Origin of the sequence: Microtetraspora sp. NBRC 13810 (assembly GCF_030268685.1) — a bacterium.
Taxonomy (GTDB): domain Bacteria; phylum Actinomycetota; class Actinomycetes; order Streptosporangiales; family Streptosporangiaceae; genus BSRQ01.
The window spans coordinates 37,769-54,469 of record NZ_BSRQ01000002.1; the positions used below are offsets into that span (position 1 = coordinate 37,769).

At 74.7% G+C, this 16,701-nt stretch carries 11 protein-coding genes; 4 read left to right on the forward strand and 7 right to left on the reverse strand.

Features of this window, described 5'->3' with window-relative positions; translation table 11 throughout:
- Position 1: 1 nt before the first annotated feature.
- Positions 2 to 241, reverse strand: coding sequence for a hypothetical protein (locus QSK26_RS03995; protein ID WP_285773575.1), 240 nt, complete (start codon positions 239 to 241; stop codon positions 2 to 4).
- A gap of 95 nt (positions 242 to 336) precedes the next feature.
- On the opposite strand from QSK26_RS03995, the gene QSK26_RS04000 reads away from it, so the two are divergent.
- Entirely contained in the window at positions 337 to 1,014 is a 678-nt protein-coding gene (locus QSK26_RS04000) for an FAD-dependent monooxygenase (protein WP_285773576.1), read from the forward strand.
- A 79-nt stretch (positions 1,015 to 1,093) separates the two neighbouring features.
- On the opposite strand, the gene QSK26_RS04005 is transcribed toward QSK26_RS04000, so the two are convergent.
- The 3 genes from QSK26_RS04005 to QSK26_RS04015 form a co-directional block, all read right to left on the reverse strand.
- The gene (locus QSK26_RS04005; RefSeq protein ID WP_285773577.1) at positions 1,094 to 5,566 is read right to left on the reverse strand and encodes an HAD-IC family P-type ATPase; all 4,473 of its coding nucleotides are present in this window, start codon (positions 5,564 to 5,566) and stop codon (positions 1,094 to 1,096) included.
- A gap of 86 nt (positions 5,567 to 5,652) precedes the next feature.
- Positions 5,653 to 6,273, reverse strand: coding sequence for a hypothetical protein (locus QSK26_RS04010; protein WP_285773578.1), 621 nt, complete (start codon positions 6,271 to 6,273; stop codon positions 5,653 to 5,655).
- A gap of 161 nt (positions 6,274 to 6,434) precedes the next feature.
- Complete coding sequence (locus QSK26_RS04015) at positions 6,435 to 8,660, reverse strand: xanthine dehydrogenase family protein molybdopterin-binding subunit (RefSeq protein ID WP_285773579.1); 2,226 nt, start codon at positions 8,658 to 8,660, stop codon at positions 6,435 to 6,437.
- Positions 8,661 to 8,719: 59 nt separating this feature from the next.
- Here QSK26_RS04015 and QSK26_RS04020 point away from each other — a divergent pair, with 59 nt between their 5' ends.
- A complete protein-coding gene (locus QSK26_RS04020; protein ID WP_285773580.1) occupies positions 8,720 to 9,601 on the forward strand; it encodes an FAD binding domain-containing protein in 882 nt (293 codons plus the stop codon).
- Positions 9,598 to 10,134 carry a (2Fe-2S)-binding protein gene (locus tag QSK26_RS04025; RefSeq protein ID WP_285773581.1) on the forward strand — a complete coding sequence of 179 codons (537 nt, stop codon included), beginning with the start codon at positions 9,598 to 9,600 and terminating at the stop codon, positions 10,132 to 10,134. Before QSK26_RS04020 ends, QSK26_RS04025 begins: the two co-directional genes overlap by 4 nt.
- On the opposite strand, the gene QSK26_RS04030 is transcribed toward QSK26_RS04025, so the two are convergent.
- From QSK26_RS04030 to QSK26_RS04040, 3 genes are all read right to left on the reverse strand, one after another.
- The gene (locus QSK26_RS04030) at positions 10,131 to 10,538 is read right to left on the reverse strand and encodes a nuclear transport factor 2 family protein (RefSeq protein WP_285773582.1); all 408 of its coding nucleotides are present in this window, start codon (positions 10,536 to 10,538) and stop codon (positions 10,131 to 10,133) included. The two genes, QSK26_RS04025 and QSK26_RS04030, sit on opposite strands and share 4 nt — an antisense overlap.
- A 92-nt stretch (positions 10,539 to 10,630) precedes the next feature.
- Entirely contained in the window at positions 10,631 to 12,019 is a 1,389-nt protein-coding gene (locus tag QSK26_RS04035; RefSeq protein WP_285773583.1) for a M20/M25/M40 family metallo-hydrolase, read from the reverse strand.
- Positions 11,997 to 13,178 (reverse strand): MFS transporter, encoded by a 1,182-nt coding sequence (locus tag QSK26_RS04040; RefSeq protein WP_285773584.1) that lies wholly within the window; start codon positions 13,176 to 13,178, stop codon positions 11,997 to 11,999. Before QSK26_RS04040 ends, QSK26_RS04035 begins: the two co-directional genes overlap by 23 nt.
- Before the next feature lie 93 nt (positions 13,179 to 13,271).
- On the opposite strand from QSK26_RS04040, the gene QSK26_RS04045 reads away from it, so the two are divergent.
- Positions 13,272 to 16,142 carry a helix-turn-helix transcriptional regulator gene (locus QSK26_RS04045; protein WP_285773585.1) on the forward strand — a complete coding sequence of 957 codons (2,871 nt, stop codon included), beginning with the start codon at positions 13,272 to 13,274 and terminating at the stop codon, positions 16,140 to 16,142.
- Positions 16,143 to 16,701: the final 559 nt, after the last annotated feature.

Consider the following 16,701-nt stretch of genomic DNA (forward strand, 5'->3'; position numbering starts at 1 on the left):
GTCAGGCCGGGGCGCCTTCGAGGGCGGCCAGCGCGGCGGCCACCGCCATCGGGCCGAGCTCGTCGGCGAGGGACTCGGGAAAGGCCACCGTGCAGTCCGACAGCCCGCCGATGGCCACGACGCCGCGGACCCGGGCGGCCAGGTCGGGCTCCGGGCCGAGGAGCAGCACGGTGAGCCGCCGCCGCCAGTCGAACAGGCGCTCGGCGAGATCCAGGTGGGCCAGGGTGAACAGTTCACGCACCACGATCAGGGTGACCGCGCGGTGCCGATGGATGATGTCGAAGTAGCCCGCGCGACGACCTCAGCGAGATCTTCCATGAGGCGGGCCGGGACCGGGTGGAGTACCTCTTCGGCGACTCGGTCACCGCACTGGACGAGGACGGGGCCGGGATCGGCGTCACCTTCCAGACGGGCCCGCCGCGCAGGTTCGACCTGGTGATCGGCGCCGACGGACTGCACTCGAACGTGCGCCGGCTGGCCTTCGGGGAGGAGTCCCGGATCACCGAGTTCATCGGCGCGTACCTCGCGGTCTTCGCCATGCCCGCCCACGACGGCCCGGACGGCGAGGCTCGCGCGTACACCGCCCCCGGCCGGACGGCCGCCTACTACACGGCGGCCCACCTGGACGAGGCGCGGGCGGTGCTCATCTTCCGCCGGGACCGGGCACACGACTACCACCACCGCGACATCCCCCGGCAGAAGGCACTGGTACGGGAGGCGTTCGCGGGCGCGGGCTGGGAGGTGCCGAGGCTCCTCGACGCGATGGACGCCGCCTCCGCGTTCTACTTCGACTCCATCACCCAGGTCCGCATGGACGGCTGGTCAAGGGGGCGGGTGAGCCTGGCCGGGGACGCAGCGATGAGGGAGAGCAGGTCACGCGGGCTGCGCGGAGGGCCTGACCAGGGAACTGACGACGGCCTGAACGACCTGAGTGATCAAGCCCTCAAGGAACATCAGGGCTGCGCGGGCCAGCAGAGTGGCCAGGAACTCGGACATAGATACACCTTGAGGTAGTTACGTGTACTTATCACCAACTTTACCAATAGTCGTGAGTTAAGGGCATATCTCACTCATCAGAACAATGAACGTTCGACTACGATTCGGTGAACGGCCACCGGATGACCTTGCCCAGCAGGCTCGCCGCGACGGCGCAGGCCAGGGCGGTGGACCAGCCGACCGGCCCGACCGGGCGCGACCCGAAGAAGTGGCTCAGGCCGGGCACCGAGACGACGACCACCAGCAGCCCCAGCGACGACAGGGCGGCGAGCAGCACCATCCGGTCCTTGCGTCCCATCGCCAGCGTCTGCAAGAGCTGGGTGCTCACCAGGGCGATCAGCCCGACCGTGTCCGCGCGGCCGCGGGTGCCGCTCATCCTGGCGAGGATCCACGCGGCGGCCGCACCCACCGCCGTGGTCACCGCGCGCACGTAGATGTCGCGGGTCAGGGCCGCGCCCAGCGACGCCTCCGGGCCTTCGGCCAGCAGCCGCTCCGGACTGGCGGCGCTCGGCGGGCGCACCGCCACCGCCATCGCCGGCAGCATGTCGGTCAGCAGGTTGACCAGCAGCAACTGGCGGGCGTTCAACGCGCTGCGCCCGGTCAGCACGCTGGAACCGACCGTGAAGACGATCTCCCCGATGTTCCCGCCGAGCAGGATGCCCAGCGCGTCGCGCACCGAGCCCCACATCGCCCGGCCCTCAAGGAGCGCGTCGATGAGCGTCTCGATCCGGTTGTCGGTGACGACGATGTCCGCGGCGACCCGGGCGGCCGGGCTGGCGTGCGCCCCCAGGGCCACCCCCACGTCCGCCAGCCGGATCGCGGGGACGTCGTTCGCGCCGTCGCCGGTGACCGCGATCACGTTGCCGGACCGGCGCAGGCTCGCCACGACGCGCGCCTTGTGCGCCGGGGTCACCCGGGCGAACACCGCCACCTCGCCGAGCACCCGGTCCAGGGCGTCGTCGTCCAGCGCGTCGAGCTCGGGACCCGTCATCACCCGGCCGCCGTTCAGCGCGTTCACCTCGGCGGCGATGGCCTCGGCCGTGCTCGGGTGGTCCCCGGTCATCATCATGACCCGGACCCCGGCCTTGATCAGCCCGGCGACGCTCTCCGCCGCGGTCGGCCTGACCGGGTCGGCCAGGCCGAGCAGCCCGCGGAAGCGCAGCTTGCCGATCCGCTCCTCGTCCAGGTCGGAACGGTCGGAGGCGGGCCGCTCGGCGACCGCGAGCACCCGGTAGCCCTGCAACGCGAGCCGGTTCACCTCCATCTCCAGCTCCCGCCTGACCTCGTCGTCGAAGGGCAGGATCTCCCCGTCCCGGATCACGCTCTCGCACCGGGTGAGCACGACCTCCGGGGCGCCCTTCACGCTGAGCAGGTGCCCGGACTCGCACAGGCCCAGCACCGCGTGGTAGCCGCGTCCCGGCTCGAAGGGCAGCTCGTCCACCCGCTCCCACTCGCGCAGCCCCTCGGCATCGGGCACGCCGAGGCGCTCGGCGCCCTCCACGACCGCGCGATCGGTCGGATGCGGGAGCGCCTGCCCCTTGCCGAAACGCGGTCCCGCCCGCAGCGCCGCCCCGACGATCCCCTTCAGCTCGGGGGTGACGTCGTCCAGGGTCCGGTCCTTGCGGCCGTCGGAGACCAGGCCGAGGGTGATCCGGCCCTGGGTCAGGGTGCCCGTCTTGTCGAAGCAGAGGACGTCGATCCGGCCCAGGGCCTCGATGGTGGACGGGTTGCGCACCAGCGCGTTGCGCGCCGACAGCCGCTTGGCCGCGGCCAGCTCGGCGACGGTCGCGATGAACGGCAGCCCTTCGGGCACCGCGGCGACGGCGAGGTTCACCGCCGGGGCGAGCGCCTTCGCCAGCGGGGTGCCGCGGAGCAGGTCGATGACCATCAGGACGGCCCCGGAGCCGAGCGCCGCGGGCAGGATGCGCCGGCTCAGGGCGCGCAGCCGCAGCTCCACACCGCTCGGCGGCGGCCCGTCGGCGCCACTCGCCGCGGTCCTGCCCGACTCGGTCCTGGCGCCCACGGCCACGACCACGCCGCGCCCGTGCCCGGCCGCGATGGTGGTGCCCGCGTAGACCATCGAGGTCCGCTCCGCGAGGGCCTGCGCGGCCGTCGGCGCCGCGGTCTTGGTGACGAGCTGCGACTCCCCGGTCAGGCTCGACTCGTCCACCTCCAGCCCGGACGCCTTGATCACCCGGCAGTCGGCCGGTACGGCGTCGCCGGCATGCAACTCGATCACGTCGCCGGGGACGAGCTCGTCGGCGTCCACCTCCTGCTTGCCGTCGGGCCGCCGCAGCCGTACCCGGGCCGCGGTCACCTCGGTGAGGCGGTGCAGCGCCTGGTCGGCGTTCCTGCGCTGGACCCCGCCGAGCAGCGCGTCGGTCACCATCACGCCGCCGATCAGCACCGCGTCCAGCACCGAGCCAACCATGGCCGACACGCCGGCGCCCGCGGCGAGGACCGGGGTGAGCGGGTTGGCGAGCTCCTCCACCGACGTGCGCACCAGTGAGGCCGGCCGGTCCGCCTCGGCCGCCCCGTCCGCCGTCCTGCGGTGGACGGCGTCGCTCTCCCTCAGCCCGCGCTTGGAGCTGTGCAGCCGGGCCAGGGCGTCCGCGGCGCTCATCGCGTGCCACGGCGTGCGGTCGGCGCCGACCGGCGGCGCGGTGCGGCCGAGGTCGCGGCCCGCCCACCGTCCGGTGACCAGCGCGGCCAGCGACGTGCAGTCGCCCACCAGCGCGGCCCGCGCGACCGAGGCCGGGCCCGAGTCGCCGAACAGCGCCAGCACCGACCCGATGGTCGCGCCCGCCGCGGCCACCCGCACGCTCTGCGAGCTGGCCCGCCGCGCCGGGGCCAGACAGCCCAGCAGCAGGTGGGCGCCGTCGAGGTCGCCGATCACGTCCGCGTCCCACGGCACCCGGCCGGGCTGGTCCAGCACGCCGATCCCGAGGTCGGCCTGGCGCAGCGCGCGCCGGGCCCGCCGGGCGACCACGGCCACGCCGTGACCGTCCTTCTGCAGCGCACGGACCGCGGCGCCGAACCGCGCGCCGGCGCCGGGGAGCGGCTCGACGCCCAGCCTGCGGGCGAGCCAGGGCTCGCCGCCGGCGAGCATCACCGTGCAGTCCGCCGCCGCGCCGACCAGTGCCTCGGCCAGCGGGTGGAGCTCCGGCGCGAGGCCCGCGACGGCCACCGGGACGCCGTTCCTCGTGATCAGGACCGGCCGCGTCCCCTCGTCCCGCCAGCGGGCGACCTCCTCCGGTTCGTCCGCGCCCCCGTGGTAGGGGGCGACGGCCCAGCCGTCCTTCTCCCGTTCCGCGCCGGGGTCGGTGAAGTCGAGCAGCGCGTAGAGCCGCGCCTGCAACTCGTCCATGTCCTGGCCGCCGCCGTCCTGGCCGCCGTCCTGGCCGTCGGCGCGCCCGTCCGGCGCGTTCCCGGCTGGAACGTTCCCGCCCTGGGCGGCGCCGTTGAGGGTCCGCCCTTTCACCGCCCCGCCGTTCGCCGCCCCGCCGTTCGGGGCGGGGGTCGCCGGGCCGAGGGGAAGCACGCCGTGGATCTCCCAGCCGCCGGTGCGGAGCATCTCCGCGTCCAGGACGACGGTGTCGATCCGGTCCATCCGGCGCAGCGCGTCGGCGTGCAGGACGATGCTGCGCCTGCTCGCGAGGGCGCGGACCACCGTGCTGGCGAACGCGTCCCTGCCGACCGCCGCGGCCTTGGGCGTGCCGGGGATCAGGACCGACAGGCCGCGGTCCCCGTCGCGGCCGACCACCGCGGTCAGCCCGTAGGCGCCGAGCGACGCCGGGATCGCGATGCCGGCGTACCGCTCGATCGGGCCGTGCCGCAGCGGCGCGGGCCGGGGCGGCTGCACCGTGCGGATGTGCCGGTAGGCGCCCTTGTGCTCGGCGAACTCCTCCTCCCGGCTGAACCACGCGTGCAGGCCGCTGCGGGCGTCGGCGAACCGGCCGGCCGCCGCCGCCGAGTCGATGAGCAGGCCGACCGGCCGCACCGCCAGGGTCTGGGTGACCGTGCGGGCGGTGGCGAACATCGCGTCCACGGCGGGCGTCCCGATCAACCGGTCGAGGTCCCTGCGCAGCCGCGGCGAGTGCTCGGCGAGCTGGAGGAAGGCGGGGACGGCGGCGTTGAGCACGCGGATCCTGGTCACGTTGCCGGCCAGCGCCAGGCCGGTGCCGAGAAGGCTGCCGCCCAGGCCGACGACGGCACGGGCGTGCTGTTCCAGCGGGATGCGGGCCCAGGGCACGTCGATGCTCTCGTGCGTCTCGTCCAGCTCCTCGACGATCGACAGCAGCTTGTCGTGGTCCACCGACTCCGGATCGCAGCCGATGTACACGAATCCGAGGGCGCCGTTCACCTCCGCCCGGGCCACGCCCACCCTGAGCAGCCGCTCTTCGAGCTCCTTGACGACGCGCGCGCTGCCCGGACCGCCGATGTTGCGCAGTTCGATGCGGAGCCCGCCGGGACACTGCCTGGTCCAGCGTTTGTGCGGGACCAGGCCGCGCACCGGCTCGGGAAGCATGGCGAGGAGGGAGTCCGGGTGCAGCGCGCCGAACAGGTTCATGGGCTTTCTTCTCCGGTCGGAGGAACAGGGACGGGGTTCCGGGCACGCCGATCAGGCCGCGCCCTCGCGCGGCGGTGTGGCCTGGCTCACTTCGCGGTACGGGTACGACGGGTCGTCGTGCCGCCGCCGGGCTTGGGCTCGGACGCCTTGGTCCGGGCGGCCCTGGTCCCGGAGACCTTCGTCCCCGGCGCCTTCGCCCCGGCTGCCTTGGCCCCGGTTGCCTTCGCCCTGGGCGCCTTCGCCGCCGGGGTGACGGCCTCGGGCTTCCGCTCGTTCCTGCCGCGCGCGGTCTCCTTGCCGCGCTCCCCGGACCTGGCTCGCTGGGCGATCAGCGTGCCCGCGCCGATCGCGGCCGCCACCGGCCACTCCAGCAGGCCGAACACCGCGAGCGCGCCCAGCCCGCCGTAGTAGACGATGCGCTCGGGCGGCGGGAGGAAGGACCGCGCGACGTCCACGGCGTGCCCGACCTCCTGGCGGTTGACCCGGGGCATCCTCATGTCCGGCATGTGCATCTCGGGCATGTGCATCTCGGGCAGCTTCATGTCCGGCAGGTGCACGCTGGGCATCCGTACGTCCGGAGACCGGAGCTGGACGGTGAGGAACGGCAGGTCCAGGGTGAACTCCCGGCCTCCGTTGTGCCGGCCCTCCGGCTTCGTCCTCTTGGCCTCCGTCGCTGTGGCCGAACGCCTGGTCTGTGTCACGGTCATGGCCCCCTCCAAACCGAGAAATCTTTCCGAGCCACGGCGATGACGAAGACCGACGTGCCCGAGGTACCCCCTCGTCCTTCTCCCCCGTGCCGGCGCTCAGATATCCCCTGACACACCCACTTGCCCGTTTTATGACCTGCTATGCCAATTCCAGGACCAGGTCAGGGGCCGCCGCGGCGCATCGCCCGCCAGACCGTCTCGGGTGTCAGCGGCATGTCCACGTGGTCGACGTCGAGCGCGTCGCACACGGCGTTCACCACCGCGGGCGGGATGCCGATACAGCCGGCCTCGCCCGCCCCCTTGGCGCCGAGCGGCGTGTTCGGGTTCGGCGTGCTCGTCTCCAGCAGGGTGATCGGCGGCATCTCGGCGGCGGTCGGCACCAGGTAGTCCAGCAGCGTCGTCGCGTACGGCAGGCCGCACGGGTCGGCGAACGCCTGCTCGTACAGCGCCTGGCCGAGTCCCTGGGCGATCGAGCCGTACCCCTGCCCGTCGACGATCATCGGGTTCACCACCACGCCGTAGTCGTCCACCGCCACCACCCGGCGCACCTCGACGGTGCCGAGGTCGGGGTCGATCTCCACGACGGCGACGTGCGCGCCGAACGGGAACGCCTGCGGCGGCGCGAAACGCTCGTCGGCGCGCAGCGGCCCGGTCCCGGCGACCAGGTCGCCCAGCTCCGCCGAGTCGTCGCCGCACACCAGCCGTCCCGCCGCGTAGGACACCTCCGCGGCGTCCACGCCCAGCTCCTTGGCGTATCGCCGCCGCGCCTCCGCCACCAGCGCCTCCGCCGCCCGCCACAGGGCGGCGCCGCCGACCTGCATGGACCGGCTGCCGAAGGTGGCGAACCCGTAGGGCACCTCGGCGGTGTCGCCCTCGACGACCCGCACCCGGTCGAGTTCGACGTCCAGCGCGGAGGCGACCACCTGGGCGAACGCGGTCAGATGCCCCTGCCCGGTGGCCGTGGACCCGGACCTGGCGAGGAACGTGCCGTCCTGGCACGCCTCCACGCTGCCGAACTCGTCGCTGTCCGGCGGCCCGCCGGAGCGTTCCACGTACGTCGCGATGCCCACGCCGAGCGGCCGGCCGCCCTCCCGCCGCCGCCGGACCTGCTCGGCGCGCACCCGGGCGTACCCGGCGGCGTCGAGGGCGGTGCGCAGGGCGGTGGCGTAGTCGCCGGAGTCGTAGGTGCGGCCGGTGGGAGTCAGGTAGGGGTACTCCTCGGGCCGGATGAAGTTGCGCAGCCGCAGCTCGGCCGGGTCCATCCCCAGCCTGCGGGCGAGCAGGTCCACGGTCCGCTCCAGCGCGTACGCCGCCTCCGGGCGTCCCGCGCCCCGGTAGGACGTGGTGGGCGCGGTGGTGGTGAGGACGCAGCGCACACGGGTGTGCACCCGGCGGGTGCGGTAGGCGCCGGTGCTCATCGCGCCGGTCATCATGGGCACGAAGGCCCCGGTGTGCGGGTAGCCGCCGATGTCGGCGTCGATCAGCAACTCGTAGCCGAGGAAGGTGCCGTCGGTGCCGGCGGCCAGCCGTACCCGCTGATGCTGGCCGCGTCCGCGCGGGGCGGCGAGCATGGCCTCGGCGCGGTCCTCGCTCCAGCGGACCGGGCGGCGCAGGTGGCGGGCCAGATGGGCGGCGACGAGGTACTCGGGGAAGACCTGGCTCTTGGCGCCGAAGGCTCCGCCGGTGGCGGGGACGATCACCCGGACCCGTTCGGGGGCGAGGCCGAGCGCGGCGGCCACCCCGTCCCGCATGCGGTGCTGGGCCTGGTGGGAGACCCAGACGGTGAACCGGTCCGCACCGTCGGGCCTGATCAGCACGGCCCGCGCCTCCAGCGACATGGGCAGCACGAGTTGCTCGCGGTAGGCGGCCTCGACCACCACCGGCGCGGCGGCGAAGACGTCGTCGGCGGGCCCGCCGAAAGTGCGTTCCTCGGCGACGTTGCTCCGCCCGTCGAACAGCCGCGGCGCGTCCCGGGCGGCGGCGGCCACCGGGTCGTCGAGGACGGGCAGCGGGTCGAGGTCGAACCGGACGCGTTCGGCGGCGTCCTCGGCGTGCGCGCGGGTGTCGGCGGCGACCGCCGCCAGGGCCTCGCCGGGGTAGCGGACCTTGCCGGTGGCGAGCAGCGGCCGCGGCGGCGGGCCGCCCTCGCCGGGCGCGGGCCGGGCGGCCTGGGCGGGCAGGTCCGCGGCGGCCCACACCGCGGCGACGCCGGGCATGGCCCGCGCCTCTGCGGTGTCCACCGCGCGGATCCTGGCGTGCGGCAGCGGGCTGCGGGTGAACGCCAGCTCCAGGGTGCCGGGCACATCGAGGTCGGCGACCCTGCGGGCCCGGCCGGTGATCAGGTCCCGGTCTTCGCGCCGCGGGATCCGCTCACCGATGTAGCGCATGTTTGGCTTCCCCCCGATGCGGTAGCTACCACGGATATCCGCTTCCCAGGACAAATGACATGAAACCGGCATATTTCGACTACGTGGCCCCGCCCTCCGTGGCGGAGACGGTGAGCCTGCTGGGCGAGCACGGCACGGAGGCGAGCGTCCTGGCCGGTGGGCAGAGCCTGCTCATCGAGATGCGCTACCGGCGCAGGCGTCCCGCGATCCTGATCGACGTCAACCGGGTCGCCGGGCTGTCCGGCATCGCGCTGGACCCGGCGTCCGCGCGCCTCGGCGCCCTGGTCAGGCACGCCGACCTGGAGCGCGCCCGGTTCGCGGACCCGCTGGCCGCACTGTTCCGCCTGGTCGCGCCGAACGTCGCGCATCCGCCGATCCGGGCCAGGGGCACCTTCGCCGGCAGTCTCGCCTGGGCGCACCCGGCCGCCGAGTGGTGCGCGCTCGCCGCCGCCCTGAACGCCGAGGTGGAACTGCGCGGCCCGTACGGCGAGCGGCGGGTGCCCGCCGGCGCCTGGTTCCTCGGCCCGTTCACCACCGCCCGCCTCCCGGACGAACTGGTCACCGGCGTACGGCTGCCGCGTCTCGGGCCCGGCACGGCCGTCCGCTTCGCCGAGCACCGCCGCACCCACGCCAGTTTCGCGCTCGCCGCGGTCGTGGTCGCCGTGCGGCTCGCCGCGGAACGCGTCGCATGGGTGCGCATCGGGCTGGCCAACGCCGCCGACGTCCCGCTGCGCGCGGTGGAGGCGGAAGCCGTGCTGATCGGCGAGCGGGCGGGCCCCGGGCCGATCGCGGAGGCCGCGGAGGTGGCCGGCACGGAGGCGGACCCGGTCGAGGAGCCGTACGCCTCGGTCCCCTACCGGCGGCACGTGCTGCGCACGCTCGTGCGGCGGTGTCTCACCGAAGCGGCGGAGGCGGCCGCGGCGGAGGCGGCGAACCGATGACCGACATCGAGCTGACCGTCAACGGCGAGCCGCGCCGGGCGACCGTGGAACCCCGGACCAGCCTGGCCGACCTGCTGCGCGACGGGCTCGGCCTGACCGGCACCACGCTCGGCTGCGAGCACGGCGTCTGCGGCTCGTGCACCGTGCTGCTGGACGGCGCCGCCGTACGCGCCTGCCTCACCCTCGCGGTGCAGGCGGCGGGTCATGAGGTGCGGACCGTGGAAGGGCTCGCCGACGGGGACCGGCTGCACCCGTTGCAGGAGGCGTTCGCCGCCGAGCACGCGTTGCAGTGCGGCTTCTGCACGCCCGGTTTCCTCATGTTGCTCGCCGGGGCCCTCGCGGCGGAGCCCGAACTCGACCGCGACGAGCGGCGGCTCGACCAGGTCCTGGCCTCCAACCTGTGCCGCTGCACCGGATACGTCGGCATCCGGCGCGCCGCCGCGCACGCCGCCGCCCGGCTCCGCGGCGAAGCCTATGACGACCGCGAAGCCGACGAGGACGGGGAGGACGGCGTGCCCGGCGGGAGCGTCTAGGGCTGCGGACTGAACCAGACCGGCGTGATGTCGGCCCGGTCGAACCGCCATCCCCGCGCGGTCCGCAGCGCGCCGAAGACGTAGCGCAGCCCGACCGTCCGGTGCGGGGTCTCCCCCGGCCGGTAGAACACGTCGATCAGGCTGGCGCGGACCACCGCCCGATCGCCGTCGAGGTCCACGACGACGTCGGTGGTGAAGTGGTGGGTGCGTTCGCCGCCGTCGCCGCGGCGGACGAACGCGATCACCGCGTCGATTCCCTCCGCGGTGCCGCGCGGGCTGTTGACCACGGCGTTCTCGGCATAGACGGCCCGGAGGCCGTCGTCGTCCGCCGGGTCGTCCAGCAGGTGGCTCAGGCGGGACACCAGTTCCGCGAGTTCGAGGCGGTCGTGCAGATCGGTGGACACCGGTTTCCTTTCGTGGGGACTGGGTGAATCGTTGGTGATACCAACAATAGGGAATCGTCGGCGAGTGCGCGACGGCCGATCTCACGGCGGACTCACTCCGCTCCGTCCGCCCCGCCGGCCCCCTCCACGCCGTTCGCCAGCTCGGCGAGGAGCAGCGCCTCCGCGAGGCAGGCCTGTTCGAAGTCGGCCAGGTGCAGGTTCTCGTCCACGCCGTGCGCCCGGGCGGCCGGATCTCCTCCCGGGCTCGTGATCAGGATGGCCGCGTCCGGGCACGCGGCGGCGAACTCCGCGACGAAGGGGATGGCTCCGCCTCCTCCGACGTCCACCACGTCGCCGCCGAAGGCCCGCCGGTAGGCGCGCCGGGCCGCCTCGAACGCCGGTCCCCGGGTGTCCACCGCGTACGGCTGCGCGACCTCCGCCTCGGTGACCTCGACCCGGGCGCCCCAGGGGGCGTGCGCGCGGAGATGCCCGGCCAGGGCCGCGCGGGCCCGTACCGCGTCGTCCCCCGGCGCGACGCGCAGGCTCACCTTGGCCCGGGCGGACGCCGTGAGGGCGTTGGCGGCCTCCGGCACGGCGGGGGCGTCGATCGCCAGGACGGTCGCCGCGGGCCCGGCCCAGACCCGCTCGGCGACGCCGCCCGAGCCGAGCAGCCCGACGCCGTCGAGCACCCCGGCCTCGGCCCTGAACCGTTCGGCGGGATAGTCCGCCTGCGGCGGGCGGCCGGTGACCAGGCCGTCCACCGCGACGTGGCCGTGCTCGTCGTGCAGGGTGGCGAGCAGCCGGCACAGCGCGGTGAGCGCGTCGGGGGCCGCCCCGCCGTAGGTGCCGGAATGCGCGTTCTCCGCCAGGGTCCGCACCTCGACGACGCAGTTGGCCAGACCTCGCAGCGTGGTGGTGAACGAGGGGACACCCGCTTCGAAGTTCTCCGAGTCGGCGAGCACGATCACGTCGGCGGCGAGCCTGGCACGGTGCCGGTCGAGGAAGGCGCCGAGCGTCGGGGAGCCGATCTCCTCCTCACCCTCGACGATGACGACGACGCCGACCGGTGGGCGCCCGCCATACGCGCGCAACGCGGCCAGGTGGACGGCGATCCCCGCCTTGTCGTCGGCGGACCCGCGGCCGTACAGCCGCCCGCCGCTCTCCCACGGCTCGAACGGCCCGCCCGACCACGCCGCCGGATCGCCGGCGGGCTGCACGTCGTAGTGGGCGTACAGCAGCACCGTGGGACGGCCCGGTGGAGCGGGGCAGGTGGCGACGACCACGGGACGGCCGCCGGGGACGTCGTCCAGGATCTCCACCTCCCGCGCGGCGCCGGCCAGGAAGAGGCGCGCCGTCAGTTCCGCGCAGCGGCGCACGTCCCCGGCGGCGGCCGGGTCGGCGCTCACCGACGGGATGCGGATGAGGGCGTCGAGGTCGGCTCGTACACCAGGCAGCACTTCCCGTACGGCGCGCCGCAGGTCATCGTTCACCGAATCGCGCACTGAGCGGTTTCCTTTCCGATCGCTTGTCGAGCAGGGACGGGACGAGGGCGAGAGCAAGCACGGCGCCGAGCAGCGCGAACCCGGCCGAATACCCGGCGGGCCCGGCCACCAGCCCGAACCCGACGGCGCCGATCCCCATCCCGCCGTCGTAGGCGAGGTTCCACAGCGCGCTCACCCGGCCGGCCTGGGAGGGCGAGGACCGCTCGAACATCAGCGCCAGGGTCGCGTTCTGGGCGGCGCCGAACCCGGCGCCGAAGAGCGCCGCCCCGACGATCACCGCGTACGGGACGTCGAGCAGGACGAGCCCGGCCATCCCGACGACCGTGGCGAGCACCGAGGGCACCAGCAGGGCGGCCTGGCCGTGGCGGTCGCCGTACCGGCCGGCCGCCCAGCGGGCGAGCGGCATCGCGCAGGAGAACGCGAGCAGCGCCGCCGCGGCCGTGCCCGGTGAGCCGGCGGGGACGGCCAGCGGCAGGAACGTCAGCAGCACCCCGGCGGCCAGGGCGATCACGGCGAAGACGATGACGGGCCGGGCGATCCCGGCGCGGCGCAGCGCGTGCAGGACGCCTCCGTGCTGCTCGACCGGCGCCGTCCTGGCGGGCAGCCAGGGAATCCCGATCAGCGCCAGCAGGGTGAGTCCCGTCGCCGCGAGGAAGACCGGCCCGTAGCCGAGCAGCGGAACCAGCCACAGGCCGATCGGCAGTCCCAGGATCGCGGGTATCCCGACGGCCACCCCGTACACGCCCAGCGCCTCGCCCCGGCGTCCGGCCGGAGCCAGCTCGGCCACCAGGGCGGGGCCGGCCACGACCACGATCGCCAGACCGGCGCCGCGTGCCAGACTCGTGGTCAGCACCATCGGCAACCCGGACGACAGGACCAGCAGGGCCGAGGGAGCGCCGAGCAGGAGGACGCCCAGCGCCATGCCGGCGCGGTAGCCGTACCGGCCCAGCAACGCCGGCGTGACCAGCTCCATGAGCACGGTCGCCAGCATGGTGACGCCGGTGGACAGCCCGGCGCCCATGTCGCCGGAACCGCCCTCCGCCGTGTACAGCGGGACGAGCGGCACCAGGAGATAGAAGGTCGTCATCGAGGCGAGCGAGGTCACGCCCAGGAGGACCATCGGACGGGTGAGCAGCGGTCGCGCACCGGTGCGGATCATGGGGCCAGCCTCGCCGGAGCGGCGGCCGGCCGGATCGGGCAGATGCCCTATTCGGCATCCCTAGTTCTCCGCGCGATCTGAGAGCCTGTCTCCATGGTGTTCGTGGGCAGAGACGCGGAGTTGTCCGCTCTGGGCGCGGCCTACGCACGGGTCCGAGGAGGTTCTCCCGCCACCGTGCTGCTCGGCGGCGAAGCCGGGGTGGGCAAGACCCGGTTGATCTCCGAGTTCGCGGCGCCGCTGGCCGGGGAGGCGCGGCTGCTGCGGGGCGACTGCCCCCAGATGGGGGAGAACGGCCTGGTGTTCGCGCCGTTCACCGCCATGTTGCGGGGGCTGTTGCGCACGCTCGGCGCGGACGGCTTCCGCCGCCTGCTGCCCCGCGGCGAGCCCGGTGAGCTGGGCAGGCTGCTGCCGCTCCTGGGCCGGCCCGCCGGCGCCGGCGATCCCGCTCTGACCAGGGCGCGGCTCTTCGAGGAGATCCTCACCCTCTTCGAGAACCTCGCCGAGGAACGGCCCCTGGTGGTCATCGTCGAGGACGTGCACTGGAGCGACCGGTCCAGCCGGGAGCTGCTCGACCTGCTCATCGGAGGCCAGCAGGCCGCCGCGGCCTTCCTCCTGGTCGTGACGTACCGCAGTGACCAGGTGCACCGGGCGCATCCGCTCCGCCCGGTGCTGGCCGAATGGGACCGCAAGCCGTGGACGACCCGGACTGAGCTCGGCCGGCTCGGCAGGGGCGACGTGGTCCGGCAGCTTCGCGGCCTGTCCGGCGGCGAGCCCGCTCCCGAGGTCGTCGAGGACGTCTTCCGGCGCAGCGAGGGCAACCCGCTGTTCGTCGAGGCGCTCTCGGCCCGGGTGGGCGCGCCGCTGCCCTCGTCCCTGCGCGACCTGCTGATCACGCCGCTCGACCGGCTGCCCGCGGAGTCCCGGCGGGTGGCGCAGGCCGCGGCCGTCGGCGGCGCCCGGGTCGGCCACGCGCTGCTGCGCGCCGTCACCGGGCTGGACGACGCCGGGCTGACCCGGGCGCTGCGCCCGCCGGTGAGCGAGAACCTCCTGCTGATCGAGGAGGACGGGTACGCGTTCCGGCACGCGCTGATCCGGGAGGTGCTCTACGACGACGTTCTCCCCGGCGAGCGCGAGCTGCTGCACGTGCGCTACGCCGAGACCCTGGAGGGGGCGCCGGAGCTCGCCCCGCTGGGCCGGGCCGCGTACGAGTCCGCCCTGCACTGGCACGCCGCGAGGTGCCGGCCGTCCAGGACGCTGGCGGCCGCGCGCCGCGCCGCCGACGAGGCCGCGGCGTCTCTGGCGCACGCGGAACAGCTGCACATGCTGCTCCGCGTCCTGGAGCTGTGGGAGCAGGCCCCCGACCCGGCCACGTCCAGGGCCGACGTGCTCGACGAAGCGGTACGCGCCGCCATCGCCGCGGGCGAGAACGCGACCGCCGTCCAACTGATCGACACAGCCCTCTCAGCCACCGCCCCCACCACCGACACCCCTGCCACCGACACCCCTGCCACCGCCCCTCCTGCCGATCCCCCCGCCGCCGGCCCTCCCGCCGATCCCGCGCGGACCGGCTGGCTGATCGCCCACCGGGGAGAGCTGCGCCACCTCTTAGGCGTGCCGGGTGACCTGGACGACCTGCGTGCGGCCGCCCGCCTGACGCCGCACGGGCATCCCGCGCGCGCCACCGTGCTCAACCTGTTCGCCCATCGCCTCCTCACCCTTCCCCGGGAGGCCGAAGGCAGCGCCGTCGCCCGCGCGGCGCTGGACGCGGCGCGGGCCGCGGGCGACGCCAGGGCCGAGGTCATCGCCACCGTCAACCTGACGTACGCGCGGGCCCGCGCCGGCGATCTCGACGCGCAACTGCCCCACCTGGTCGAAGCCCAGGCGACGGCGCGCCGCATCGGTGACCGGGCCGCGCTCCTGCACGCCTGCCGCTGCGAGGCCGACGTCCTGCAGGGCGCGGGAAGGTACGCGGAGGCGGCGGATGCGGCCCGCCGGGGGCTCGCGGCCACGCGGCCCGGCCTCGCCCGTACCGCGGGCCCGACCCACGCGGGAAACCTCGCGGAGGCGCTGATCGCGCTGGGCCGGTGGGACGAGGCCGCCGAGATCGTCGAACACGCCCTGCGGCTCGCCCCGACCCCCAGCCTCGGCGCGTACCTCATGGTGCTGACCGGGACGATCGCGCTGGCCAGAGGTGACCTCGGAGCCGCGCAGAACGCCGCGGCGCACGCCCGGGAGGTCTTCACCGGAGGCACCTCCTACGCGCAGGACCATCTCCTCCTGGTGCGCATGGAGGTGGATCTCCGTAAGGCGCAGGGGCGCACGGCCGACGCCGCGCGACTGGTGGCCGAGGCGTTGCGCGGCGGGCACGCGAGCCCGCGCTACCTGTGGCCGGTGATCGAGGCGGGCGCCTCCCTCGCCGTGCCCGGCCTGCCCGAGGCCGCGGCCACGCTGCCGGTGATCGGGCCCGTCCAGGAAACCCACCGCCTCGCCAGCACCGCCGAGGCGGGACAACCGGACCTGTGGCCACGCGTCGCTGACGCGTGGACGGATCTCCACCAGCCGTACCCCCGCGCGCTGGCCCTGCTGAGAGCCGCGGAACACGCCGCGGAGGCGGGCGACCGCACCCGCGCCGCCGGTCATCTGGCCGACGCGGCCCGGGAGGCGGACCACCTGCGGGCCGAGCCCCTGCGCGCCAGGATCGAACGGCTGGCGCGCCTGGCGCGGATCCCGCTCGACGCCCAGGGCGGGACCGGCCCGGCCGGGGAGCGCGCCTTCGGCCTCACGCCACGCGAGCGGGACGTCCTGCGCCTGCTCGCCGACGGGCGTACCAATCGGCAGATCGCCGAGGAACTGTTCATCTCGGTGAAGACGGCGGGCGTGCACGTGGGCAACATCCTCGCCAAGCTCGGCGTACGCGGCCGCGTCCAGGCCGCCACGGCGGCCCATCGGCACAGGCTGGTCTAGGCCGTCGCGAACGGGCCTCCCTGCCGGTGGAGAACGTGCAGCGCGGCGAACGGCCGACATAGATACGGCGCCTTTGACACGGTTGTCCGGCGTGACGGAATTGCACGCGATGGCGGCCACGCACAGGGCGATGGACCGGCGAGAATCCCCTGCCGCGCACCAGAACCTGGCCTTTGCACAAAGGGCTCTGCCCGGGAAAGGCGGCGCGGACTTCCGGCGGCGGGCAGACGTTCCAGGGGCGTACGACGTCGATCTCCTGTCGCTGGGTGACCGATCTCCTGGGCCGGGCGGCTGAGGGCGGGTCGCCGCCGGGCCGGGCCGGCAGCGCCCTGGCCATGTCCGCGGCGCTCCGGTGACGCGGGATCATCCTGGCTGCGAGGCCGTGCCGGGATCGCCGGTCATGGGGCGGACGTCGTATCCCGGTTCGCTTTCTCCAGGCTTTCCGCCATTTCGCGGGCATGCGTTCCGTACGCCGCCGCGCCGGCGAAGCAGGACACCGCGCCCCCGAAAGCCGGAATCACCGGAGGGTCGCCGTCATATCCGGCGCCATTCGCGACCG